The organism is Streptomyces sp. NPDC003697 (genome assembly GCF_053587115.1).
On record NZ_JBSFNN010000015.1, the window covers coordinates 76,815 to 100,426 of the forward strand.

A 23,612-nucleotide genomic window follows, 5' to 3' on the forward strand; every position below is an offset into this window, starting at 1 on the left:
CTTCGGGTGGCGGCTCCGATGATGCGGGGCCACCGCCCACCGACACTGGGAGGGTCGGGAACCGATGATGGGGGTCGCCCCTGCTCGAGCAGTGGTCGAGTGCTGGGGGAGGGCCAACGCACCAGTCGGCACCAGTTGACGGGGCGCCGCCCGGGCCCATGAGTACACGAGTACAGGAATGCGAGCACCGGTGCAGATGACGCGGCCTCGGCGCACAGGCAAGCAGACGGCCTCCGTGGGGGGTTCGGAGCACACGCCCGTCCCGCCCCCCGTCGGCAAGGGCCGTCCCACCCACGTCCGCAACCGGCTCGTCGCCGCCGTCGCGGTCGTGGCCGCGGCCATAGCCGGGGCCGGCGCGCCCTCGGTGCTCGCCGCCTCCGGGCAGTTGAGCGACTCCCAGGAGCTGGTGACGCTCGCCGAGCAGACCCAGAGCGCCCTCGCCCTCGCCCACGCGCTGGCCGACGAGCGCGACGAGGTCACCTCCTACGTCGCCGCCGGCCGTCCCAAGTCCAAGGCGCCCAGCGAGCAGCGCGGCACCCGCGTCGACCGCGAGGTCGAGGAGCTGCGCGCCGACACCGGCACCCCGGCCTGGCTGCGGACGGACCTCGACGGCATCGCGTCCGTGCGCCGGTCGGCGCTCACCGGCAAGAGCACCGCCCTGCAGACCCACCAGGCGTACTCGCAGACCATCGCCGAACTGCACCGGCTCGCCGAACAGCTGGCCGAACGGATGCCCCCGCGCGCGGGCTCCGGCGCCCACGCCCTCGCGGAGCTGGACACCGCCGTCCAGCAGGCGGCGGCGGCCCGTGGACTGCTCCTCGCGGCCCTCAGCGTGCCGGGCTCGGCAGGGACGGCCGTCGACCCCGTCACCGGCCTGCCCACCTCCTCGGACGACGGCGCCGAGGAGCGCGACGCCCTCAGCGCCGCCGCGCAGCAGGCCCGGGTGCGCTCCGACGCCGCCCTCGCCGGCTTCCGCGACTCCGCCCCGGAGGCGGCCCGCACGTCCTACGACTCCACCGTCACCGGACCGGAGACCGACGCGGCGCAGAAGTACCTCTCCTCGCTCACCGACGAGCCGACGCTCTCCGGCAAGGACCAGCGCACCAGCACCAAGAAGGCCGACGCCGCGCTCACCGCCCGCGTCGAGCTCATGCGCGGCGTGGAGTCCTCCCTCTACGACCACCGCACCAAGGACCTCGCCGCGCTCCGCGACGACGACGTCACCGCACTGGAGATCCGCGTCGCCCTCCTCGGCGGGCTGCTGCTCGTCGCCGTCGGCATCGCCACGGCGATGGCCCGCACGCTGACCCGCCCGCTCGCCGTGCTGCGCATCGGCTCCGCCCGGCTGGCCGGCGCCGAGGACCCGGCCGCGCAGGAGCCGGTCACCTTCACGGGCCGCAACGACGAGTTCGCGCAGGTCGTGCGATCCGTCAACGCCCTGCACGCGCACGCCGCCGCCCTGGCCGAACGTGTCGCCACCCTGGAGGCCGACCGCAAGCACCTGGTCGGCCAGCGCCAGAAGATGGCGGACGCCCGCGAGGAACTGCGCGCCCAGCTCGCGGAGTCCACCGCCCATCTGGACCGGCTGCGCACCAGCATCGGCGGGACCTTCGTCAACCTCGCGCTGCGCACCCTCGGCCTGGTCGAGCGGCAGCTGTCCGTCATCGAGGGCCTGGAGGAGCGCGAGCAGGACCCGGACCGCCTGTCCACCCTGTTCAAGCTCGACCACTTCGCCACGGTCATGCGCCGGCACAGCGAGAACCTCCTCGTCCTCGCCGGCACCGCGCACGTCCAGCAGAGCGCCGGCCCCGTCCCGCTCGTGGACGTCGTCCGCGCCGCGGTCAGCGAGATCGAGCGGTACGAGCGGGTCCGCATCGCCGCCCTGCCGCCGCACGTGCACGTGGCCGGATTCGTCGCGGACGACCTCAGCCACCTGCTGGCGGAGCTGATGGAGAACGCGACCGCCTTCTCGCCGCCCGAGCAGCCCGTCGAGGTCTCCGGCTGGCTGCTGGAGAGCGGCGAGGTCATGCTGTCCGTCCAGGACGAGGGCATCGGCATGACCGCAGAACGGATGACCCGTCTCAACGGGCGCCTCGCCGACTTCGACCCGGAGACCCCTTACGACCAGGAGGGCGAGGAGGGCCTCGGCCTCGGCCTGTACGTGGTGGCCCGCCTCGCCCACCGGCACGGCGTGCGCGTGCAGTTGCGGGAGCAGAAGCAGGGCGGCGTCGCGGCGGTCGTCGTCGTGCCGCAGTCGCTGCTCGCCGCCGCGCCCGACCCCGCCGCTCCGGTGTCCGGGCCGGTCGCCGGGGGCGCGCAGGCCTTCTCCCTGCCCGGCGCGGACGCAGAGGTCAACTCCAACGTCCTGTACGGGCGCGGCAAGGGCCCGGACCCGCTGGTGGCGCTGGCGGAGAAGGCCGTGGAGCGGTCGGAGGCCGCGGCCGAGCCGCAGCGTGAGCGCTCGGAGCCCGCGGCCGGCCCGCAGCGGGACACCTCCCGCACCCCGGGCGTGCCCGCCGCGCGACAGCCGGTCCCGGAGCGGGAGCCGCAGGCCGACCCCGAGTCCCCGGCCGAGACCACGATGGAGCTGCTGATCCCGGCGCCCTCCACCGAGACGCCCGCCGCGGACCACGCCGGCGCGCCCCCGGCGCCCGCCGGCGCGCCGGACACCACCGGCACCACCGACGTCCCGCCGGCGGCCGGGCCCATGGACCCCACCCGCCCCCGGGACACGGCCCCGCCGCAGACCACCGCCGACGCCTACGCCATCGGTCCCGACGCGCACCAGCGGGCCGACGACGAGTCGGAGGAGCCGGTCACCGCCAAGGGGCTGCCCAAGCGCACACCGAAGATCACCGCACCGACGTCGGCACCGCGCCAGCGCACCGGCTCCGTCGACGCCGAGGCACTGCGCAGGCGCCTCGGCGGCTTCCGCAAGGGGGCCCAGGCCGGTTACCGCGAGGTAGAAGCGGAGATCGCCGAGAAGACGGCCCAGCACCGGGTGCCCGCCGCCGGGTCGGCAGACGTCGAAGAAGCCACGGGGGGCACAGTCGAGGAGGCAAGCAGTTGACCGCGCCCAGTACCTTCGGACTGAGCAGTGAGGCCCGCAACCTGCACTGGCTGCTGACCAACCTGGTCGAGGAGGTGCCCGGCATCCTCTCGGTCGCGGTGGTCTCCTCCGACGGCCTGCTCCTGCTCTCCTCGGACCCCGGACACCACTCCCTCGCGCGGGAGGCCGCCGGCGGCCAACGGCGCAGAGGCCCGCGCGGCTCCTCCGCGGACCTCGCCACCATCGTCTCCGGCATCGGGAGCCTGACCGTGGGCGCCGCCAAGCTGATGGCCTTCGGCGGGGTCAAGCACACGATGGTCGCGATGGACGAGGGCAGCCTGTTCGTCATGTCCATCAGCGACGGCTCGCTGCTCGGCGTGCACGGCTCCGCCGAGTGCGACATGAGCGTCGTGGCGTACCACATGGCGCTGTTCGTCGGCCGTGCCGGACACGTGCTGACGCCGGAGCTCCGCAGCGAGCTGAGGAAGTCCCTGGAGTCCGATTCGGGGGAGAGCGCCCGATGAGCAGTACGCCCAGACAACACCTCCCGGTCCGCGGCGGCGGCCGCAAACCCGCCCGCGTCCGCCCCTACTCGCTCACCGGCGGCCGCACCCGCTTCGGCCACGTCCTCCTCGTGGAGACGTTCGTCGCGGCGCTGGAGGCCCCCGAGGAGCGCAAGGAACTGACGAACGGTTCCCTCAGCACCCGGGTCATGCCGGAGATGCGGGCCATCGTCGAACTCTGCCGCCGGATGCGTACGGTGGCCGAGATCGCCGCGCTGCTGAAGATGCCGCTCGGCGTGGTCCGCGTCCTCCTCAGCGACCTCGCGGACCAGGGAAAGATCCGTGTGTACGGAACCGGTACCGGCCATGGCGTGGGCCGGCCGGACCGCGCTCTGCTGGAAAGGGTGCTGAGTGGACTCCGCCGTCTCTGACGCCGCTCGCGACGTCTCCCCGCTCCTCGACGAAGAGGAGCACCTGCTGCCCTGGCAGACGGACAGCACCCGCGCCCCGATCGCCACGAAGATAGTGGTGGCCGGCGGCTTCGGCGTCGGCAAGACCACGCTGGTCACCTCCGTCTCGGAGATCACGCCCCTGCAGACGGAGGCGCTGATGACCGAGGCGAGCGAGGACACCGACGACCTCACCGCCACGCCGGGCAAGCTGACCACCACCGTGGCCATGGACTTCGGCCGCATCACGCTCGACGACGACCTGGTGCTCTACCTGTTCGGCACGCCGGGCCAGCAGCGGTTCTGGTTCATGTGGGACGACCTGGTGCGCGGCGCGATCGGCGCCGTCGTGCTGGCCGACACCCGCCGCCTGAAGGACTGCTTCCCGGCGCTCGACTACTTCGAGAGCTGCCGGCTGCCGTACGTCGTGGCCGTCAACCACTTCGACGGCAGCGAGCGGTACGAGCCGGGGGACGTGCGCGAGGCCCTCACGATCCCCGCGCACATACCTGTCATGATCATGGACGCGCGGCGCAGGATGTCGGTGATCGAGGTCCTGCTGTCCCTCGTGGGCCACGCACTCGAGGAAACCCCCGAGTAGTCCAGCACTCCCTAGGAGACACCACCCGCATGCGGAAGATACTCGTCGTGGGGGCCGGCCAGTCCGGCCTCCAGCTCGCCCTCGGCCTTCAGTCGCACGGGTACGAGGTCACCCTGATGTCCAACCGGACGGCGGACGAGATCCGCTCCGGCCGGGTCATGTCGACGCAGTGCATGTTCCACACGGCACTGCAGCACGAACGCGACCTGGGGCTGAACTTCTGGGAGTCGCAGGCCCCGAGGATCGAGGGACTCGGCGTCTCGGTCGCCGCCCCGGGCTCCTTCGACCCGGGCCCCTCCCAGCGCGCGATCGACTGGGTGGGCAAGCTCGACGAGTACGCGCAGTCGGTCGACCAGCGCGTGAAGATGGCCGGCTGGATGGAGACGTTCGCCCAGCGCGGCGGCCAGCTCGTCATCCACGGCGCGGCGGTCGGCGACCTCGACTACTTCGCCCGCACCTACGACCTCGTCCTCGTCTCCGCGGGCAAGGGCGAACTGGTGTCGATGTTCGAGCGCGACGCCTCCCGCTCCCCGTACAGCGAGCCGCAGCGCGCCCTCGCGGTGGCGTACGTGCACGGCCTCGGCCCGCGCCCGGAGCACCCGGAGTTCGACGCGGTCCGCTGCAACCTCGTCCCCGGCGTCGGCGAGATGTTCGTCATGCCGACCTACACCCTCTCCGGCCGCGCCGACATCCTGTTCTGGGAGGGCATCCCCGGCGGCCCGCTCGACGTCTTCAACGGCGTCAAGGACCCCTCCGAGCACCTGGCCCTGACCCTGGAGCTCATGGAGAAGTTCCTGCCCTGGGAGTACGCGCGGGCCACCAAGGTGGAGCTGACCGACGCGGGTGGCACGCTCGCCGGCCGTTACGCCCCGACCGTCCGCAACCCGATCGGCCGCCTGCCCAGCGGCGGTCTGGTCCTCGGCGTCGCGGACGTCGTCGTCGCCAACGACCCGATCACCGGCCAGGGCTCCAACTCGGCGTCCAAGTGCGCCGCCGCCTACCTCGCCTCCATCCTCGAGCGCGGCGACCAGCCCTTCGACGAGGCGTGGATGCGGCAGACGTTCGAGCGCTACTGGGCCACCGCCCAGCACGTCACCAAGTGGACGAACGCGATGCTCGCGCCGCCGCCGGAGCACGTGCTGAACCTGATCGGCGCCGCGGGCCAGCTCCAGCCGGTCGCCGACCGCTTCGCCAACGCCTTCAACGACCCGGGCGACTTCGAGGGCTTCTTCTACGACCCGGCCAAGACGCAGGCCTACCTGGCCGAGGTGTCCGGCGCGGGCGCCGCGTAGGAGTCCGTGTCCGGCCCTGGAAGGGCACCCGCGGGGAGGCCCCGGCGGCGCCTACCGCCGCGGGGGCTCCCCGCCCGGTCCGGGCCGCACCGCCCCCGGCACCGGGTTCGCCGCGGAGGGCGGCACCGTGCCCGCCGGTTGCCCGGCGCGCGGGCCTTGTGCCACCGGTCCGGGTTGCGGGCCCCACGGCATGGGTCCTGGTTGCGGGCCCCGTGGCGTCGGCGCGAGCTCCGGGCCCTGTGCCACCGGTCCGGGTTGCGTGCCTTGTGCCGTCGGCCCCGGTAGCGGGCCCCGCGCCGTCGGTCCGGGCAGCGTGCCCTGCGCCGGTGATCCGTCGCCGAGGCGTAGCGCGACCTGCCTCGCGTCGGGGAAGTACACGACCAGATAGCCGGGCCCCAGCTCGCCGAGCGGCATGCGCCGAGCCGGCTTCTCCTGGCCCGTCCCGGGACCGGGGACGCCCGCCCGGCCCCCCGCCTGCCAGATCAGCCCCGGGCAGTCGTACGCCGTCGGGCCACCGGCCCCCCACTGGTACGGCTCGCCGACCTGGGGCAGGGCGTAGCGCACGACCTGGATGCCGCCCGGGGCCCCCGGGGTGGGCGCCCCGCCAGGCGCCGTGGAGGTGACGGGTCCGGGCTGCGGGGCCGGGGTGGGTGTACCGGCGGGCGCGGCGGAGGTGGCGGGTCCGGGCTGCGGGGCCGGGGCGGGCGCCCCGCCGGGAGCTCCGGAGGCGACGGGCCCGGGCTGCGCAGCCGAGGTGGGCACCCCGGCGGGCGCCGGGGAGGTGACGGGTCCGGGCTGCGGGGCCGGGGTGGGTGTACCGGCGGGCGCCGCGGAGGTGACGGGTCCGGGGTGTCCCCCGGCGGCTCCGTTCCGCTCGAACGCGGCGAGGGCCGACAGCTGCGCGGGACCGAGCGAGGCCAGCAGTCTCTCCAGGTCGCCGAGGCGGGCGCGCACCTCGTCGCGGGCCTTGCGTGCCTGGCCGGCGAGGGCGAGCTGCCCGTCGAGGACCGTGCGCGCCCGTCGGACCAGTCCGTTCGCCGTCCGCTCGTCGCCGGTCAGCCGCCGCACCGTGTCGGCCCGCCGGCGCGCGAGCTGCGCGATGACGTGCCCCTCGTCCAGCGCGTGCTGCGGGTCGCGGGCCAGCAGCAGCCGGACGTACGGGGAGATACCGGTGCTGCCCTGGTACTGCTGCCGGGCGAGCCGTCCCGCCGCCGCGCGGCTGTCGTCCAGGGAGAGCCGGGCGCGGGTCAGCGCGGCGTCCAGCCGGCCCGTCTCGGCGCACTGCCTGACCAGCCGGCCCGCGACGGCGTCGTAGGTCCTGGTGGCCTGCTCGGCCTGGCGGTACAGCCGCTGAAGGTCCGTCAGCAGAGCGGTCACCGAGCGCCGTGCGGGCGCGGGGGGCTCCGGTGCGGCCGTGGCGGACACGGGCGCGAGGGCGGCCTGCGCCGCCACCGCCGCCGTACACACCAGGCGCAGCATCCTTCCTGACACGTCTTCACCTCCGGTGCGCAGCGGTCCTTCCGCTCCACACCGTGAATTTCGACGTATCAACCGACTGTGTGCGCCGAATGTGGGCCGGGTGGCGCAACGCGGTCACTCTCCGGTGTCACCCGGCTTGCCGTCCGGCGCGGTACACGGTCCGCTGCCGGGCCCGCGGCCCCTCCCCGGCTCCCGCTTCGACCACGGCCACCTCAGCCCGCCGCCCGGCTTGCCGCCGGGGTCGAACGCGTACTTCCAGCCCCGGTGCAGCCCGAGCTTCCCGCCGTGGCCGCGCGGCACCCGGCGGTAGACCAGGACGGTGGGCGGGCCGCCCGCGGCGTCCGGCACCGGGATGCGGTAGGTCTTGGGCGGATGCCCGGTGGGCCCCAGCAGCACGGGCAGCACCCGGCCGTCCATGGGCCCGCCCTCGAAGGGGATGTCTTCGCTCTTCACGCCACCAGTGTCAGCCATCCGCCGACGGCAGGGCCTCCACGACCGCGGCGGTCTGCTCGTCCCGCCCCGCGGTCACCGTCAGGACGGCTACGAACTGCTCCACCAGCCAGTCCCGCAGTTCGTCGGCGGGCGGCTGCTTGCCCTCGTCGAGCCAGATCAGGGAGGCCGCCTCCACGGCAGTGATCCACATCCGCACGGTCATACGGAGGCGCGGACCGGGGTCGGTGACCTCCAGGTGGCTGAGGATGTGCTCGGCCGCGGCCCGGCGCACGCCGTCCACGATGGCGGTGGTCCGCGACGTCTCGACGACGCTGCCGCCCTGCAGGAGCGCCGCGAAACCGGCGTCGTGTCCGGCGACGAAGGCGAGGTAGCGGTCCAGGGCGCGGGTGAGGCGGGGCACCAGCGGGCCGTCGCGCGGCTCGTCGAAGCAGTGCCGCAGCTCGTCGGCGGCCGAGCGCAGCGCGGCCTCGTACAACTGCTGCTTGCCGCCGGGGAAGTACCGGTACACCAGCGGGCGCGAGACCCCGGCCGCCTCCGCGACGTCGTCCAGGGAGACCTCCTCGGGCGCGTGGTGCGCGAAGAGTGACAGGGCCGCGTCGAGGAGCTGGGCCCGGCGTTCCTCGACGCTCAGCCTCCGGTAGGCGGGAGTGGGGGCCTGAGGGGTCATGACCGGCAGCGTAATCGGTGACTCCCGGAGCGTGCGGTGCGCGGCCGCGGCGGGACCGGCGCCCGCCGGGGGCATCGGCGCGGGTCGGGCCGCGCGCGTCGGGCGCACGGCGCCGGTCCGGCCGGGGGACGGGCCCCGGCCCCGCACGGCCGCCGGAGCGGGGACCGGCGCCGGTCCGGTCACCGGCACGGGGCCGGCACCGGCGGGGGCGCGGGGGCCGGCACCTCGCGCCGGGCCGCCGCCGCGGTACGTGCCCGCCGCGGTACGTGCCCGCGGTGGGGTGGCTTCCCGTCGTCAGGCCAGCAGTCCGGACGACCGCCACAGCCGCCGGCCGACCCCGCGCAGCACGCCGATGTCGTCGAGGAAGTCGGTCAGGCGCTTGGCGCCGGTCTGCATGACCTCGCGGCGGTGCCCGCTCGCCTTGACCTGCGCCATGGCCTCCCGCTTGTCCAGGCCGACGTTCGTGTAGACGTCCGGATTGACGAAGGCGACGGAGAACACCCGGGCGAACTCGCCGGAGGTGACCCGTGTGAACTCCTGCGACCACCTCGGCGCCGTCATCATCTGCCGCCGCAGTTCCTCGCGGGCGTACCGCACGTGGCGGGCCTCCTCCACGACGTGGATCCGCGTGACCCCCCGGATCAGCGTCTGCACCCGCTCGTCGGGGAAGGTCAGCCGCTGCATCCAGTCGAGGACCTCCTCACCGAGCAGCGTGGCGGTGAAGGAGCCCGGCGTCGTGGAGATCGTCTTGAACAGCCGCCCCAGGTTCTGGTGGACCCGGCTCACCGGGTACCACGGCGTCCCGCCGTGCGAGATCAGCCGGGCGAACATCTTCGAGTGCCGGCACTCGTCCTCGATCTCCGTCAGGGCGTACCGCACGTGCGCGCTCGTGGCCGACTTGTCGTAGATGTGCCGGACGAGCAGCTGCATCAGGATGATCTCGAACCAGATGCCCAGCGAGGCGAGCGCCGCGGCCTCGTGCTGGGAGAGCAGGATGCGCTGCTCCTCGCTCATCCTCTTCCACATCGGCGTGCCGTAGAGCGACACCAGCTCCGGCGGCCAGAACCACTTGCCCTCCTCGAAGGGCGCGTCCCAGTCCAGCTCCTTGTCCGGATCGAAGGAGTGCTTGGCGGAAGAGACGAGCAGCCGCTCGGCCACCTGCTCCCGGTCCTTGAGCAGGCCGAGCGCGTCGCGCAGGCCTGCGAGCGCGTCGGCTTCCGTCACGGTCGTCATGGCTGTCCACCTCGTCGTACGGGGATGAGTCCGGGCGCCGCGCCTGTTGTCACCCGGCGGTTCCTTTATGAGACTGCCTGTCAGCAAGCTCGTCAATCCCCTGCGCACGACTTGTTGACTCCGCGTCTACCCGAAGCCTGCACGGTCCGCCCGCGCTGCGCCCGTACGGCACGACCGCGAAGACCGGCAGGGCACAGGCCGGGGGGACCCGCCGCCTGACGGACGCCGGCGCGCCGCGGCCCGCCGACGCACGGGGCGGTACCGGCTACGACCGCAGCACCGCCGTCATCACCGCCCTCGCGATCGGCGCCGCCGTCCCGCCGCCGCTGATGTCGCCCCGCCGCGCCGACGCGTCCTCCACCACCACGGCGACCGCGACCCTCGCATCCGTGTCCTCCTCGCCCTGCGCCCAGGAGACGAACCAGGCGTACGGCGTACCCGAGTTGCCGACTCCGTGCTGGGCGGTACCGGTCTTGCCGCCCACCAGCGCGCCCGGGATCGCGGCGTTCATCCCGGTCCCCTCGGCGACCACGTCGGCCATCAGCTCCCGCAGCCGCACGGCCGTCGTGGGGCGCATCACCTGACGCGCCGGCGGGGAGCCGGCCGTCGCCACCGTGCCGCCGTCACCGCGGGTCGTCCGCTCCACCAGGTAGGGCGTGCGCACCTGGCCGTCGTCGGCGACCGCCGCCGCCACCATCGCCATCTGCAGCGGCGTGGCCCGCGTGTTGTACTGCCCGATGGACGACAGCGCCAACTGCGCCCGGTCCACCCGCGAGTCGAAGGTGCTGGGCGCGACCGGGAAGGGGATGTCCAGCCCCTTGTCGTTGAAGCCGAACCGCTGTGCCGTCCGCCTCATGTCGTGGACGCCCACGTGCACGGCCAGCTTCGCGAACACCGTGTTGCACGACCACTCGAAGGCGTGGCGCAGCGAGGCGTTCTCACAGCCGTCGGCCTCGTTCGCCAGGCGCGTGGTCGTCCCGGGCAGGGTGTACGGGTCCGGCGAGTCGGTGGGCGCGTCCACATCCGTGACGACGCCGGTGTCCAGCGCGGCCGCCGCGGTGACCACCTTGAACGTCGAACCCGGCGGATACGTCTGCCGCACCGCCCGGTTGAGCATCGGCTGCTCCGGATCGCCGTTGAGCCGGTTCCACGCGGCCACCACCGCGGGCCCGTTCCCCGACAGCTCCGCCGGGTCGTACGACGGGGTGGACACCAGCGCCAGGACCCGGCCCGTCGACGGCTCGATCGCGGCCACCGCTCCCTTGCGCCCGCCCAGTCCCTCGAACGCCGCCCGCTGCGCCGCCGGGTCGATGGTCGTGACGACGTGGCCGCCCGGGGGCCGCGCGCGGGTGAGGCCGTCGAACAGCCGGAACGCCGACAGCGCCGGCTCGGCGCCGGAGAGCACGCCGTCCTCGGCGTTCTCCAGGAACGTCGTGCCGTACCGCTGCGAGGCGAACCCGGTGACCGGCGCGTACAACGGCCCGTCCGGATAGGTCCGTTCGTAGCGGAGCTGCTCGCCGGTGTCCCGGGACCCGGTGACCGGCCGGTCGCCGGCCAGGATCTCGCCGCGCGGCTGTGCGTAACGCGCGATGGCGGGCCGGCGGTTGGCCGGGTTGGCGCCGTACGCAGGGGCCTGGACGACCTGGAGCCAGGCGGTGTGCACCAGCAGCGCCACCAGCAGCAGCAGGCAGAAGGCGGTGGCGTGTCGGATGTACCGGGTCACGGCACGGTCTCCTCGCATGTCACGCGGTCACCGGTCCGGAGGCCGCTGGTAGCGGAGCCCCTGGTCCCGGAGCCCCCGGCCCCTGAGCCCCCGGCCGCGGAGCCGCAGGTGGGGCGGCCGCCCGCCGGAGCGCCACCGCTCGCACGGGCACTGCTCGCAGAGCCACCGCTCGCAAGGTCACCGACGGCGAAGTGCCCGCTCACGGCGCCATGTGCCCGTCGTACTGCCGGCGGGCCACGTGGCTCACCCGGATCAGCAGCGCCACGATCGCCCAGTTGGTGACGACCGAGGAGCCGCCCTGGGCCAGGAACGGCATCGCCATGCCGGTCAGCGGGATCAGCCCCGTCACCCCGCCCGCGATCACGAACACCTGGAGCGCCACGATCGAGGCGAGACCGACCGCGAGGAGCCGGCCGAAGGGATCGCGCAGGGCGAGACCGGTCCGGTAGCCGCGCTCGACGAGCAGGGCGTACAGCAGGAACACCGCGGACAGCCCGGCCAGTCCCAGCTCCTCGCCGGCCGTCGCCAGGATGAAGTCCGACTTGGTCGCGAACCCGATGAGGGGGGAGTGGCCGAGGCCGAGCCCGGTGCCGAGCAGGCCGCCCGCCGCGAAGGCGAACAGTGACTGGGCCACCTGGTTGGGGCCCTGTCCCGCCTCGATCGACGCCAGGGGGTGCAGCCAGTCCTCGATGCGGCTGTGCACGTGCGGCTCCAGCCGGCCGACGGCCACCGCGCCCACCGCGGCCAGCAGCAGCCCGACCGCGACCCAGCCGGTGCGGCCGGTGGCGACGTACAGCAGGACGACGAACAGGGCGAAGAACAGCAGGGACGTGCCGAGGTCCCGCTCCAGCACCAGGACCCCGACGCTGAGCAGCCAGATCGTCACGATCGGGCCGAGCACGCGGCCCGTGGGCAGCCGCAGCGGCCCCACCCTGCGGCCCGCGAAGGCCAGCGCGTTGCGGTTGGCGGCCAGGTAGGCGGCGAAGAACACCGCCAGCAGCACCTTCGCGAACTCGCCCGGCTGGATGGAGAAGCCGCCGAGCCGGATCCAGATGCGGGCGCCGTTCACCGCCGGGAAGAAGATGGGCAGCGTCAGCAGCGCGAGCGCGGCGGCGACGCAGAGGTAGGAGTAGCGCTGCAGCCACCGGTAGTCGCGCAGCACCAGCACGACCAGCATGAACAGGCCGACGCCGAGCGTGGACCACACGAGCTGGACCGGCGCCGCCCGGTCGCCCGGCGTGCCCAGGTCCAGCCGGTAGATCAGCACCAGGCCCAGGCCGTTGAGCAGCACGCCGATGGGCAGCAGCAGCGGATCGGCGTACGGTGCCCGCAGCCGCACCGCGAGGTGCGCGAGCAGCGCGAGGCCGCCGAGCCCGGCGCCGTACCCGGCCGCCCCGGGCGGCACCCTGCCGTACTGCGCCAGACCGACGGCGCAGTAGCCGTACACGGGCAGCAGGACGGCCGGCACGATGAGGGCGAGCTCGACGCCACGGCGCCGGGGGAGACGGGCAGCGGCCGGCCGGGGCGGGTCCGCGGCCGGCACGGTCACACCGGCGGTTCCGGTCTCGGTCATATCGGGCACCCGCCGGGAGACGCACCCGAGGCGGTCGTCGCGTCCGCCGTGTCCGTCCCGTCCCGGCCGCCGTCGGCCACGGCGGGCGTGACGACGGCCGCGGTGACCAGGCCACCGCCGGCGGCCGCGACGGCCGGACGGGTGAGGGGGGAGCGCGGTGACATGGGGGCACCTCCACCAGAGGCGGGCGAACCTGGCCGATCGCCAGATTAAGGGCGCGACAGGGCGCAAGGCCGTGATGCCCCGCCATTGGGGCGTCGTCGTCCGCCGGTGGGAGGGAACGGCTGCGCCTTTCGAGCGAGCACGGAAGGCCGCGGGGCCGGCGGTGCGGCTGCCGCCCGGGTGCGGGAAGGAAGCGTGGGGGAGTGCGGCGAACGGGGCTCAGTCGCCGAGCTCCTCCAGCAGCCGGGTGGTCGGCAGTCCGGCGCGCAGGTAGTCGACGAAGAGGTCGTTGTGCAGGGCCCACGGCGAGCGCCGGGAGCGGATGAGCCCGATCGCGTCGTCGAAGGAACACCCCTGCCGGACCAGGATGTGCGCGACGACGAGGCCCGAGCGGTTGTACCCGTGGTAGCAGCGCACGAGCACCCGGCGGCCCTGCGCCAGCGCGTCGCACGCGGCGCGGGCCAGCCGCATCACCCCGGCCAGCTGCGTGCCGTCCAGGGGGCCGTCGGGAATGGGCCACACCTGGTGCTCGACGCCGGGGCCGGGTCCATGGCCCGGCAGCCTGAGCAGGGTCTGCACGAGATCGAACTCACTGCCCACGACGGCGAACTCCAGGTGCCCCGAGCGGCCCCTGAACTCGTGCCCGCCCATCCACAGGCCGGGCACGATCTCGTTCCACGCGCTGTCCGGAACCGGTACGTCGGGTTGCTTGCTGCGGGTACGCAACGGCGCCTCCCGTGAGTGCCCCCCGGACTGCCTCAAAGGTAACCGGGTCCTTGCCCCTGGAGCACCCCGCCTGTTCCCATGGTCGTGGGGTGATGATGCATGAACGGGCTGCGCGTCATACCGACCTGGCGTCACGGTCAGGAGCGTCTGTACGTCTGCCGGGCGGACGGCAGGAACGTCGCCTGGTACGACCGTGAGGCGGCCCGGGTGAACCTGCTCGGCGAGGACGCCCGGGACGAGGTCCTGGAGGTGCTCGGCCCCTTCCTGACGGGCCCGGTCGAGGTCGGCCCGCCCCCGGTGCCGAACCCGGCGGAACTCGCGCGGCTGACCCTCCACCCCGACGACGACCTGGCGCCCAACCGCCCCGGCGAGGCCCTGCTGATCGCCCTCGAACGGGAGCCGGCTCCCGTCCGCCGCCTGCGGCCGGACCCGCGCCGGCGGGCGCTCCTGGCCGAGCAGACGGTCGGCGAGGCCCTGGACCGCCTGGACGGCGCCGGCTGGCACACCCTGCACTCGGTCCCGCTGCCCGGCGGCGGCCGCATCCACCACCTGGTGATCGGCCCCGGCGGCCTGTTCGCCGTCCACACGGTGTACGCGCGCAGGCAGCGGGTCCTCGTCGCCGACCCGATGGTCACGCCCGGCCGCCGCCCGGCGGAACCGCTGCTCCGCCGGGTCCGCGCCGACGCCGACCGGGCCTCCTACGCCCTGACGGCCGAGGTCCGCCCGGTCCTGGCCCTGGCAGGCCCGGCGGACCTGCGGGTGACCACGCCGCCGCGCGGAGTCCGCATCCTCACGGACACGGACCTGCCGAACCTGTCCCGCCTGGGCGGCGTACTGAAACCGGCGGACGTGGGAGCCCTGCACGCCCTGGCCCGAGACCGCCGCACCTGGCTGCACGTCTGAGCGCACCCTTGGACCCGCGGGGGGGGGGCCTGCCCCGCACACCACGGGCAGCGGCAGGCAGCCGCTCTCCGCGGACAACCCTCAGCCCCCACCCCGCGACCGGCCTGCGAGCGCCGCCGCACCGCACAGCGCAGACAGCCGTGAACGCCGCCCCCCGCGCCCGGTCACATGCACCGCACACCGCGGGCAGCCGCGGGCACCGCTCTGCGCGGCCGGTCGCGCGCGCCGCACCGCGGGGCAGCCGCGGGCACGCTCTCCGCAGAGGCGGTCGCGTGCACCGCACACCGCGGAAGCGGTCGCGTGCACCGCACACCGCGGGCAGTCGTGCCGCCAGGGCGGCACGGGTGGGCGCGGCGGCACCCCGTCAACGCCGGGCCGCGCACCCCACGCGACGTCCAGGCGGGCAGGGGGGACTGTCACCCCCGGCTCGGCGTTCCCCCGCAGGCATCACCCGAGGCGGGGGACGCCCCCTCACGGCACCCCCTCAAGGCACTCCCTCACGGCAACGCCCCCGCCCGCCGCCCGTCCAGCAGCCCCCCCAGCAGATCCCCCCGCTCCCGCACCCGCGCAGCGACATCCTCCGCCCGGAACTCCAGCGCCCCCGCCCCCCTGCAGCCCTCCACCTCCTCCCATGTCACCGGCGCGGAAACCCACGGCTGCGCCCGCGCCCGCAGCGTGTACGGCGCCGCCGTCGTCTTGCGCGCCGCGTTCTGCGACCAGTCCACGAACACCTTCCCCGGCCGCAGACTCCGCGTCATCCGGTGCAGCACCAGCTCCGGCATCGCCCGCTCCGCCTCCACGGCCAGCCCCTTCGCGTACTCGGACGTCCGTTCACTGGACGCCCCCCGTACCGCGGCCAGCAGATGCAGCCCCTTCGACCCCGACGTCTTCGCGTACGCCTCGATGCCGTCCCGCGCCAGCCGCTCCCGCAGCCACAGGGCCACCTGGCAGCACTCCAGCACCGTCGCCGGCGGCCCGGGGTCGAGGTCGAACACCAGCCGGTCCGCCACCTCCGGCGAGTCGACGGTCCACTGCGGGGTGTGGAACTCCGTCACCAGGTTGGCGGCCCACATCAGACTCGGCAGGTCCTGCACGAGCACCATCCGCGCCGGCCCCTCCGCCCGGGGCACCTCCGCCGTCGTCACCCACTCGGGCGTACCCGCCGGCACGTTCTTGGCGAAGAACTGCTGTCCGTCGGGCCCGTCCGGATAGCGCAGGAAGGACAGCGGCCGGTCGCGCAGATGGGGCAGCAGGACGTCGGCGACCGTCGCGTAGTAGTGCAGTACCTCGCCCTTGGTGAACCCGGTCGCGGGATAGAGCACCTTGTCCAGATTGCTGAGCGCGAGCCGTCGCCCCTCCACCACTGTGATCGGCGCCATACGATAAGAAAACCACGAAATGGCGACATATCTGCCAAGCCGCCCCCATCGATGCGGAAGGTGCTGCACGTGCGATCCATCTGGAACGGCGCGATCTCGTTCGGCCTGGTCAGCATCCCGATCAAGCTGGTGAACGCGACCGAGAGCCACTCCATCTCCTTCCGGCAGATCCACACGGAGGACGGCGGCCGCATCCGCTACCGCAAGTTCTGCGAGCTGGAGGACCGCGAGGTCACCCAGGGCGAGATCGGCAAGGGCTACGAGGACGCGGACGGCGACATCGTCCCGATCACCGACGAGGACCTGTCCCACCTGCCGCTCCCGACCGCGAAGACGATCGAGATCGTGGCCTTCGTCCCGGCCGACCGGATCGACCCGCTCCAGATGGAGAACGCGTACTACCTGGCCGCGAGCGGCGCCCCCGCCGCCAAGCCGTACACGCTGCTGCGGGAGGCGCTCAAACGCAGCCAGAAGGTGGCGATCGCCAAGTTCGCCCTGCGCGGGAGGGAGCGCCTGGGCATGCTGCGCGTGGTCGGCGACGCCATCGCCATGCACGGCCTGCTGTGGCCGGACGAGGTCCGCGCCCCCGAGGGCATCGCCCCGGACACCAACGTCTCGGTCCGCGACAAGGAACTCGACCTCGCGGACGCCCTCATGGACACCCTCGGCGAGGTCGACCTGGAGGACCTGCACGACGAGTACCGCCAGGCCGTCGAGGAGGTCATCGCGGCGAAGACGACCGGTGAGGCGCTGCCCGGGACCGCCGAACCCGCCGCGGGCGGCAAGGTCCTCGATCTGATGGCGGCCCTGGAGAACAGCGTCCGGGCGGCGAAGCAGTCCAGGGGCGAGGACGTGGGGGAGACGGCCGCCGAGGAGGCGGAGCACGCCGAGGTCCGACACCTCCCGCAACGCAAGACCACCCGCGCGAGGCCGAAGGAGACGGCGGCCAAGAAGGCGGCGGCGTCCACGGCCAAGAAGACGACGGCGAAAAAGGCGGCGTCGACGAAGAAGTCGGCGTCCGCGTCGGCCCAGACCTCGAAGAAGACGGCGTCGTCCGACAAGACGGCGGCCAAGAAGACCACGGCGAAGAAGACGGCGGCCCGCAAGCGCACGGCATGACGGAGCCGACGGCGCACCGCTGGTGGCGGCCGGGACACCGGATGCGGTTGTATCTGCGGGGACGCGTGGCTCGCGCGCCGGCCGGCCATGGGAGGCACGGCGGGACAGCGGCCGTGCGGCATCGCGTTCCCGTGACACCCCGGAGAAGCCATGACCCTGCTCACCACCCTCGACGAGGCGGTGACGGCCCTCAAGACCCCCTTGACCGAAGAGGACCGCGCGCAGGGCTGGACGGACGACCTCCGCAGGGAGGTGCAGGAGGAGATCTCCGTCAGGCGCTCGGTGCTGCGCCGCCACGGCACGCACATGACCCGGTACCTGCGCCCCCGCTTCGACGAGTGGATGCAGACCGAGGGCATACGCCAAGGCCGGCTCCTGGGCCTCGTCCTGCAGGTGCAGCAGCGGCTGCTCGACCCGGAGGCGTGAACTCCGGCGCTTCAACATGATCGCGTTGCAGCCCTCGCGCCGGCCCGGGAAGACGCGGTCGGCCTCCGTGGGGAAGGACGGACCGGCGTCGGTCCGGTGAGGTCCTGGCGGCGTCACCGCGACGACGGGCGCAGTCGCGCCAGATGCGCCAGCTGCACGTCGAGCACGTCGTCGAACGCGGAGCCGGTCAACAGCCGGAGATGGCCGCGCACCTGGTGCAGATGGGGGTACGCGTCGTCCGATAGGGCGTCGCAGGCGGCCTGCCAGGCCCGCTCCTCCTCGACCCGCAGACGCGCGTCGCGCTCCTGGACGGTGGCGTCGACGGCCGCGTGCGCGAGCACGGTGTCGATGAACGCGCGGTAGTGCCGCACCGCGTCGGCGGCGGGGAAGCCGGCGCGCAGCAGGATTCCCACCCCCGTGTCGACGGCGCGCAGTTCGCCGGGGCGGGTGGTGAGGCGGGAGGCCCGCAGCACCGCGAGGCGCGGATGGCGCAGCATCGAGCGGTGGACGCGGACGCCGAACTCGCGCAGAGATGCCTGCCAGTTGGCGCTGGGGGTGAAGCCGGCGACGGACTCCTCGATGAGCCGGTCGGCCACCGCCAGGAGGATCGCGTCCGTGCCGGCGAAGTACCGGTAGACGGCGCTCGGGTCGCAGCCGAGGGCCTGGCCCAGGCGGCGGACGTTCAGCGCGCTGCCGCCCGGCGCCTCGATCAGCTCCAGGGCGGTGGTGACGATGCGCTCGTCGGTCAGCACCGTGCCGCTTCCGGTGACACGGCGCCGTCGGCGGGTGACCGGGATCCGGTCGTGTGCGGTCATGGCGCGCTCCGTGGAGTGGTGGCAGGGGACGTCGTGTCGTCGCCGATCCTTATGACAACTTATTGACGTAAGGATGGCAGCGCTGTTTCATCGGCGCAATCCATTCATCGGGCGGCAACGCGCCGCCTGGTCGCCGACGCGCGGAGCGCATGCCCCCGCGTCGTGCCGGCCCCTCCGCGAAGGAGCGCACCTTGGCCTCCGTCATCGGTGAGAACAGCACAGAGAACACCTCCATGCGCCGCACTCTCGGGGTGCGCGACGGAGTCGCCATCGCTGCGTCCAGTACGGCGGCGACCACCAGCATCGGCATCGGGATCGGCGCGCTGGCCGTGTACGCGGGTCGGCAGACCCCGGCGCTGCTGGTCGTCGCGGTGCTACCGATCCTCGGCATCGCGATGTCGTACGCCCGGCTGAACCGCACCGAGCCGAACTGCGGCAACGGCTACACCTGGGTGGGACGGTCCATCGGGCCCTGGCCCGGCTTCCTGACCGGCTGGGTGGTGCTGGTGGCCAACGTAGTGTTCATGGCCTACACGAGCACCATCACGGGATCGGTGATCCTGCAGTTCGCCAACAAGGCCGGCCTGCACAGCGTGCTCGGCATCGGCCTGGACCCGCGGGCGACCGCGGTCAGCGCGGCGGTCGGCCTCGTCGCCCTGGTCACCGTGACCGTCACCGCGGTGACGGGCGTCCGCTCCGCGACCCGGCTGCAGTGGTGGCTGCTGCTGTTCGAGTACGCCGTGCTGCTGGTGTTCTGCACCTGGGCCATGATCGTGGGCGACCAGCCGTTCTCGTTCGACTGGCTCAACCCGTTCGCGATCGGCTCCGTCCAGTCCCTCGCCCAGGGGCTCGTCCTCGCCGTGTTCATCTACTGGGGCTGGGACGCGGCCTTCACCGTCAACGAGGAGACCCGCAACGCCTCGGACGCCGCGCGCGGCGGCATCATCGCCCTGCTCTGCGTCCTGGGCCTGTTCATCTTCGCGTCGATCTCCTTCCAGCGGGTCATGTCGCAGGGCGAACTCGTCCAGGAGGGCCCGCAGGCCCTGACCTACCTCGGCTCACGCCTCTCACCGGAACCCTGGGCCTCGCTGCCGCTCGCGGCCCTGATGTGCTCGGCCTTCGCCTCGCTGCAGTCCAGCGTCATCCCCACGGCCCGCGGCGCGCTCGCGATGGGGCGCGACCAGGTGCTCGGGCGGCTGTGGACGCGGGTGCACCCGCGCTACGGATCGCCCGCAGCGGGCACCCTGCTGATCATGGCTCTCGCGGCGGCCGTGGCGATCCTCGCCGTGGGCATCCACCAGATCAACGAGATGATCCTGACCGCGGTCGACTCCATCGGGCTGATCGTCGCCCTCTACTACGGACTGACGGCGCTGGCCTGCGCCGTGCGGTTCCGCGGCGACCTGCGGCCCGGCGGTCGCGGGGCGGTGCGCAGCGTCGTCGTCCCCGCGGCGAGCGCGCTGTCCCTGTTCGCGCTCGGCGGCTACCTCGTGTACCAGTACGCGACCGGCGCCGACCACTTCGAGGTCAGCCCGGACAACGGCTGGTTCATGCTCACGCTCGTCTCGGCATTCGTCGTCTCGGGTCTGTGCGTTGCCGCCTTCGCCAAGTGGCACCGCCGTTCGCCCTACTTCACCACCGGCCGCAGCACCGACGCCGAACGGCTCACCCTGGCACCCGACGGCAGGGGCGCGCCCGCCGCCGCGGACTGACACCCCACCCGCCCACCACGGGGCGGGGCACCCGGCCTGCCCCGCCCCGACCCGCCCTCCTCACACCAGCGGAGACACCCTTGCTGCACCACGACAACCCCGCCGACCTCGTCTTCACCGGCGGCCCGGTGCACACCGTGGACCCCGCCCGGCCCCGAGCCGGCGCCGTCGCGGTGCGCGGCGACCGGATCGTCGCCGTGGGAGGGGACGAGGTGCGCGACCTGATCGGCCCGGACACCGAAGTCGTCGACCTGAAGGGCCGGCTGCTGCTGCCCGGCTTCCAGGACGCGCACGTCCACCCGGTCGGGGCGGGCGTGGAGATCGGCCAGTGCGACCTGTCCGGCGTCTCCACCGCCGACGCGTACGCCGCACGTATCCGTTCCTGGGCGGACGCCCACCCCGAGCGACCGTGGATCGTCGGCGGCGGCTGGTCCATGGAGGCGTTCGACGGTGGCGTGCCGCACCGCGACCTGCTCGACACGCTCGTACCCGACCGGCCCGTATACCTCGTCAACCGCGACCACCACGGGGCGTGGGTCAACAGCGTTGCTCTGGAACGGGCCGGGCTCACCGCCGGCAGCCGGGACCCCGAGCACGGCCGCATCGAACGCGACCCGGACGGCCGGCCCAGCGGCGTGCTCCAGGAATCCGCGATGGCGCTCGTGGCCGATCACGCCCCCGCCGTCACCGCACAGGAGCAGCTCCAGGGGCTGCTGCGGGCGCAGGAGATCCTGCACGGGTACGGGATCACGGCCTGGCAGGACGCCCTGCTGGGCGACCACGCCTCCACCGCCGATGCCTCGGGCGCCTATCTGCGGGCGGCGCGGGAGGGCCTGCTGACGGCTCGGGTCCGCGGCGCGCTGTGGTGGGAGCCGGCGCAGAACCTGGAGCAGATCGACGGTCTGCTGCGCCGACGCGAGGAGCTGACGTGCGGCCGGTTCCGTCCGGGCACCGTGAAGATCATGCAGGACGGCATCGCGGAGAGCGGCACCGCCGCGATGCTGGAGCCCTACCTCACGCGCTGCGGCTGCGCCTCCACGAACACCGGCCTCTCCTTCGTCGACCCGGCCGAACTGCGCCGGATCGTCGCCGAGTTGGACGCGCGCGACTTCCAGGTGCACTTCCACGCACTGGGGGACCGGGCGGTCCGCGAGGCGCTGGACGCCCTCGCCCACGCCCGGCGGGTCAACGGCCCGTCCGCGGGCCGCCACCACCTCGCCCATCTGCAGGTGGTGGACAGGGCCGACATCGGCCGGTTCCGCGCGCTGGACGCGACCGCCAACATCCAGGCGCTGTGGGCCGCGCACGAGCCGCAGATGGACGAGCTGACGATCCCCTTCCTCGGCGAGCGCCGGGCCGCGCGCCAGTACCCCTTCGCCGAACTGCTGGCGAGCGGCGCCGTGCTGGCCGCCGGCAGCGACTGGCCTGTCTCCAGCCCGGACCCGATCGCCGCGTTGCACACCGCCGTCAACCGGCAGGCCCCGCACTCCGACCGCCCCGTCTTCCTGCCCGAGCAGCGCATCCCGCTGGACGCCGCGGTACGCGCGTACACGGCCGGCAGCGCCTTCGTGAACCACCTCGACGACACCGGCACCATCGCGCCCGGCAAGCTGGCCGACCTCACCGTCCTCGACCGGGACGTCTTCGCCCTGCCGGCCGAGGAGATCGCGTCCGCCGCGGTGTCCCAGACCTTCGTCGGCGGCCGGCGGGTGTACGCGGCCTCCGACGCCTGACGTAGGCCGCCGCGACGGCCGCTCGGCGATGGTCCGGTCGCGGGTGGCGGCCTCCACGATGAGTACGGTGTCTTCAACGAACCTCTTGCGGGGCTGAACCGCGAGCATCGGCCCGAGGCGGTACATGATCCGGTCTGCCGCCGACTTTGAGACCCCGATCGGCGAGGCGAGCCGCCGCATGGTCAGGTTTGTGCGCCAATCGGCGTCGACCAGCAGGGCCTGGTCCTCGAGCGGAAGACTCCACGGCCCCCGGCCCTCGCGAACAGCATCCGCGCCCTGGCGCCGCAGAACGATCACCAGCTTCCCGAAACTGCGTCGGGCTCAGCCCGGCCAACGGGGCTGTCCAGGACAGTTCCGACGCACCGCCGGCGCTGCGAGTCCACCCTGGCCGGTTGCTCCCTCAGCGCGAAGTTACCTACCCCACGTTTCAGCCGTTGGCTGAGCGCTGCCTCTTTCCGAACCGTTGACCTCAGTAACCGATGACCCACCTGCACACCGGTGAGTGAGGTTCACACATGGCAGGCATCACCCCGAACGAAACCACGTGGCATCTCCCGTCCGCCGCCCGATCAGGCCCGCCGGCCCACGCAGTCCCCGGCGGACCGACGCGCTGAACTGTCTGGCCCATGGACTACTGCATCCCGTGCAGCCGCACCCTCAACGGCACTGTGACGTGCCCGGAGTGCGGGGCATACGACTCCGAACTCGCGCAGACCATCGACTGCGCCAACAGCGCCCCAACGGTGAACGCCACGGTGCCGAAGGCCCGCTTCGGTCAGGAACCGGGCTCCCGACCCGCGCAGCCGATCGACCGCGACAACAGCGCCCCAGCCGTGAACACCGCCGTGCCGGAGGTCCACTTCGGTCAGGAACCGGGCTCCCATGAGGTACCCGACGTGTCGTGGCCCCCGGACCTCCCGCAAGCTGCACCGAGTGCCGGGCGCAACCGCCCGGGGAGGCTGAAGAGGCACGCCGGCCTGGCGCTTGTCGCGGCGGCCTTCACCCTGTTCGGCGGCGTGGCCACTGCGTCGCTGCTGCCCGAGCAGACAAGCCCGCGAGCGGCGCGGATACCGGAACATCCGATCCCCGACGAGTCCCGGTTCCAGGCCGCCCAATCACCGACTCCACCGGAGCCCACGGCCACACACTCGTCCCGAGCAGGTCGCCGGGGCACGATCGGTGACCGTCCTTCGCGCCCGCGACCGACGGCGTCCCACCGGGAATCACCGACTGTCCGGACTCCCGCTGCCACCACCAGTTCGCCTCCACCTGTGAAGGCCGACCCGACACCCCGGCCTCCCAGCAGCCGCCCCGGTTCGACGTCGCGGACGGCGACGCCCTCCAGGTCACCGTCCGTGAGGCCTTCCGGCGGAGTCAGCGCTTCCCCCACAGTCAGTGCCTCACCAAGCACCGAAGGCGGCGCCCGTGGCTGATCCAGGGTGCGGGTTCCGGATTCGTCTGCCGGCAGCCGAGCCTCAGGGAGACCGGCCGTCTCGGCGCCACGCCCCACGCGTGATGGGGCAGGGCGGTCTCGATCCGCCTGCGGACTTCGGCCTCGGATCAAGGGCCCGGTCGCGAACAACGCGCGCACCCGCACCTCGTCTCCAGAGCGTTC

The 23,612-nt window shown here is 73.5% G+C and carries 20 protein-coding genes and 2 pseudogenes; 11 read left to right on the forward strand and 11 right to left on the reverse strand.

All coding sequences use genetic code 11. The features are described 5' to 3' along the window. Positions 1–190: 190 nt before the first annotated feature. The 5 genes from ACWDNY_RS09035 to ACWDNY_RS09055 are packed head-to-tail and all read left to right on the forward strand — an operon-like array spanning position 191 to position 5,894. A complete protein-coding gene (locus ACWDNY_RS09035; RefSeq protein ID WP_451645064.1) occupies positions 191–3,070 on the forward strand; it encodes a sensor histidine kinase in 2,880 nt (959 codons plus the stop codon). Further along, the gene (locus ACWDNY_RS09040; protein ID WP_451645065.1) at positions 3,067–3,573 is read left to right on the forward strand and encodes a roadblock/LC7 domain-containing protein; all 507 of its coding nucleotides are present in this window, start codon (positions 3,067–3,069) and stop codon (positions 3,571–3,573) included. Before ACWDNY_RS09035 ends, ACWDNY_RS09040 begins: the two co-directional genes overlap by 4 nt. Next, positions 3,570–3,983: a DUF742 domain-containing protein gene (locus ACWDNY_RS09045; RefSeq protein WP_451645066.1), complete on the forward strand. Its 414-nt coding sequence runs from the start codon at positions 3,570–3,572 to the stop codon at positions 3,981–3,983. The genes ACWDNY_RS09040 and ACWDNY_RS09045 overlap by 4 nt, the downstream gene beginning before the upstream one ends. Beyond that, positions 3,964–4,602: a GTP-binding protein gene (locus ACWDNY_RS09050; protein ID WP_451645067.1), complete on the forward strand. Its 639-nt coding sequence runs from the start codon at positions 3,964–3,966 to the stop codon at positions 4,600–4,602. Before ACWDNY_RS09045 ends, ACWDNY_RS09050 begins: the two co-directional genes overlap by 20 nt. A gap of 29 nt (positions 4,603–4,631) precedes the next feature. Beyond that, a complete protein-coding gene (locus ACWDNY_RS09055) occupies positions 4,632–5,894 on the forward strand; it encodes a styrene monooxygenase/indole monooxygenase family protein (protein ID WP_451645068.1) in 1,263 nt (420 codons plus the stop codon). An 858-nt stretch (positions 5,895–6,752) separates the two neighbouring features. Here ACWDNY_RS09055 and ACWDNY_RS09060 read toward each other — a convergent pair. The 8 genes and pseudogenes from ACWDNY_RS09060 to ACWDNY_RS09095 form a co-directional block, all read right to left on the reverse strand. Beyond that, positions 6,753–7,385 (reverse strand): annotated as a pseudogene (locus tag ACWDNY_RS09060) (coiled-coil domain-containing protein); the annotation flags it as partial. 102 nt (positions 7,386–7,487) lie between these two features. Continuing rightward, positions 7,488–7,826 carry a hypothetical protein gene (locus ACWDNY_RS09065; protein ID WP_451645069.1) on the reverse strand — a complete coding sequence of 113 codons (339 nt, stop codon included), beginning with the start codon at positions 7,824–7,826 and terminating at the stop codon, positions 7,488–7,490. A gap of 10 nt (positions 7,827–7,836) precedes the next feature. Then, the gene (locus tag ACWDNY_RS09070) at positions 7,837–8,493 is read right to left on the reverse strand and encodes a TetR/AcrR family transcriptional regulator (protein ID WP_451645070.1); all 657 of its coding nucleotides are present in this window, start codon (positions 8,491–8,493) and stop codon (positions 7,837–7,839) included. A gap of 294 nt (positions 8,494–8,787) precedes the next feature. After that, positions 8,788–9,726, reverse strand: a complete 939-nt coding sequence (locus tag ACWDNY_RS09075; RefSeq protein WP_451645071.1) for an AurF N-oxygenase family protein — start codon at positions 9,724–9,726, stop codon at positions 8,788–8,790. Positions 9,727–9,991: 265 nt separating this feature from the next. Continuing rightward, the gene (locus ACWDNY_RS09080; protein WP_451645072.1) at positions 9,992–11,449 is read right to left on the reverse strand and encodes a penicillin-binding transpeptidase domain-containing protein; all 1,458 of its coding nucleotides are present in this window, start codon (positions 11,447–11,449) and stop codon (positions 9,992–9,994) included. 199 nt (positions 11,450–11,648) lie between these two features. After that, entirely contained in the window at positions 11,649–13,022 is a 1,374-nt protein-coding gene (locus ACWDNY_RS09085; protein ID WP_451645073.1) for an FtsW/RodA/SpoVE family cell cycle protein, read from the reverse strand. Next, positions 13,019–13,186: a hypothetical protein gene (locus ACWDNY_RS09090; protein WP_451645074.1), complete on the reverse strand. Its 168-nt coding sequence runs from the start codon at positions 13,184–13,186 to the stop codon at positions 13,019–13,021. The genes ACWDNY_RS09085 and ACWDNY_RS09090 overlap by 4 nt, the downstream gene beginning before the upstream one ends. A gap of 217 nt (positions 13,187–13,403) precedes the next feature. Beyond that, complete coding sequence (locus ACWDNY_RS09095; protein WP_451645075.1) at positions 13,404–13,910, reverse strand: protein-tyrosine phosphatase family protein; 507 nt, start codon at positions 13,908–13,910, stop codon at positions 13,404–13,406. A 99-nt stretch (positions 13,911–14,009) separates the two neighbouring features. On the opposite strand from ACWDNY_RS09095, the gene ACWDNY_RS09100 reads away from it, so the two are divergent. Next, a complete protein-coding gene (locus ACWDNY_RS09100; RefSeq protein WP_451645076.1) occupies positions 14,010–14,813 on the forward strand; it encodes a nuclease-related domain-containing protein in 804 nt (267 codons plus the stop codon). 497 nt (positions 14,814–15,310) lie between these two features. Here ACWDNY_RS09100 and ligD read toward each other — a convergent pair whose 3' ends face one another. Then, positions 15,311–16,192 (reverse strand): non-homologous end-joining DNA ligase, encoded by an 882-nt coding sequence (ligD, locus tag ACWDNY_RS09105; RefSeq protein ID WP_451645077.1) that lies wholly within the window; start codon positions 16,190–16,192, stop codon positions 15,311–15,313. Positions 16,193–16,261: 69 nt separating this feature from the next. Between ligD and ku the strand changes: the two genes are divergently transcribed. Next, positions 16,262–17,311, forward strand: a complete 1,050-nt coding sequence (gene ku / locus ACWDNY_RS09110; RefSeq protein WP_451645078.1) for a non-homologous end joining protein Ku — start codon at positions 16,262–16,264, stop codon at positions 17,309–17,311. Positions 17,312–17,461: 150 nt separating this feature from the next. Then, positions 17,462–17,737 (forward strand): hypothetical protein, encoded by a 276-nt coding sequence (locus ACWDNY_RS09115; RefSeq protein ID WP_451645079.1) that lies wholly within the window; start codon positions 17,462–17,464, stop codon positions 17,735–17,737. Between the two features lie 113 nt (positions 17,738–17,850). Here the strand turns inward: ACWDNY_RS09115 and ACWDNY_RS09120 are convergent, their stop codons facing one another. Then, on the reverse strand, positions 17,851–18,552 hold the full coding sequence (locus tag ACWDNY_RS09120) for a TetR/AcrR family transcriptional regulator (RefSeq protein WP_451645080.1): 702 nt from the start codon (positions 18,550–18,552) through the stop codon (positions 17,851–17,853). Positions 18,553–18,785: 233 nt separating this feature from the next. Here ACWDNY_RS09120 and ACWDNY_RS09125 point away from each other — a divergent pair, with 233 nt between their 5' ends. Together ACWDNY_RS09125 and ACWDNY_RS09130 are read left to right on the forward strand one after the other, a co-directional pair. Continuing rightward, positions 18,786–20,264, forward strand: coding sequence for an APC family permease (locus tag ACWDNY_RS09125; protein WP_451645092.1), 1,479 nt, complete (start codon positions 18,786–18,788; stop codon positions 20,262–20,264). An 83-nt stretch (positions 20,265–20,347) separates the two neighbouring features. Then, positions 20,348–21,997 (forward strand): amidohydrolase, encoded by a 1,650-nt coding sequence (locus ACWDNY_RS09130; protein WP_451645093.1) that lies wholly within the window; start codon positions 20,348–20,350, stop codon positions 21,995–21,997. An 18-nt stretch (positions 21,998–22,015) separates the two neighbouring features. Here ACWDNY_RS09130 and ACWDNY_RS09135 read toward each other — a convergent pair. Then, positions 22,016–22,349 (reverse strand): annotated as a pseudogene (locus tag ACWDNY_RS09135) (helix-turn-helix domain-containing protein); the annotation flags it as partial. 274 nt (positions 22,350–22,623) lie between these two features. Between ACWDNY_RS09135 and ACWDNY_RS09140 the strand changes: the two are divergent. Beyond that, the gene (locus tag ACWDNY_RS09140; protein ID WP_451645081.1) at positions 22,624–23,430 is read left to right on the forward strand and encodes an SCO2400 family protein; all 807 of its coding nucleotides are present in this window, start codon (positions 22,624–22,626) and stop codon (positions 23,428–23,430) included. The last annotated feature ends 182 nt before the right edge of the window (positions 23,431–23,612 follow it).

Excerpts from the sequence above, each read along its gene's own strand:
- ACWDNY_RS09075 (WP_451645071.1), bottom strand. The coding sequence starts at position 9,726 with ATGACGACCGTGACGGAAGCCGACGCGCTCGCAGGCCTGCGCGACGCG.
- ACWDNY_RS09140 (WP_451645081.1), top strand. The coding sequence starts at position 22,624 with ATGGACTACTGCATCCCGTGCAGCCGCACCCTCAACGGCACTGTGACG.
- ACWDNY_RS09100 (WP_451645076.1), top strand. The coding sequence starts at position 14,010 with ATGAACGGGCTGCGCGTCATACCGACCTGGCGTCACGGTCAGGAGCGT.
- ACWDNY_RS09045 (WP_451645066.1), top strand. The coding sequence starts at position 3,570 with ATGAGCAGTACGCCCAGACAACACCTCCCGGTCCGCGGCGGCGGCCGC.
- ligD (WP_451645077.1), bottom strand. The coding sequence starts at position 16,192 with ATGGCGCCGATCACAGTGGTGGAGGGGCGACGGCTCGCGCTCAGCAAT.
- ACWDNY_RS09070 (WP_451645070.1), bottom strand. The coding sequence starts at position 8,493 with ATGACCCCTCAGGCCCCCACTCCCGCCTACCGGAGGCTGAGCGTCGAG.
- ACWDNY_RS09125 (WP_451645092.1), top strand. The coding sequence starts at position 18,786 with ATGCGCCGCACTCTCGGGGTGCGCGACGGAGTCGCCATCGCTGCGTCC.
- ACWDNY_RS09085 (WP_451645073.1), bottom strand. The coding sequence starts at position 13,022 with ATGACCGAGACCGGAACCGCCGGTGTGACCGTGCCGGCCGCGGACCCG.
- ACWDNY_RS09120 (WP_451645080.1), bottom strand. The coding sequence starts at position 18,552 with ATGACCGCACACGACCGGATCCCGGTCACCCGCCGACGGCGCCGTGTC.
- ACWDNY_RS09115 (WP_451645079.1), top strand. The coding sequence starts at position 17,462 with ATGACCCTGCTCACCACCCTCGACGAGGCGGTGACGGCCCTCAAGACC.
- ACWDNY_RS09090 (WP_451645074.1), bottom strand. The coding sequence starts at position 13,186 with ATGTCACCGCGCTCCCCCCTCACCCGTCCGGCCGTCGCGGCCGCCGGC.
- ACWDNY_RS09055 (WP_451645068.1), top strand. The coding sequence starts at position 4,632 with ATGCGGAAGATACTCGTCGTGGGGGCCGGCCAGTCCGGCCTCCAGCTC.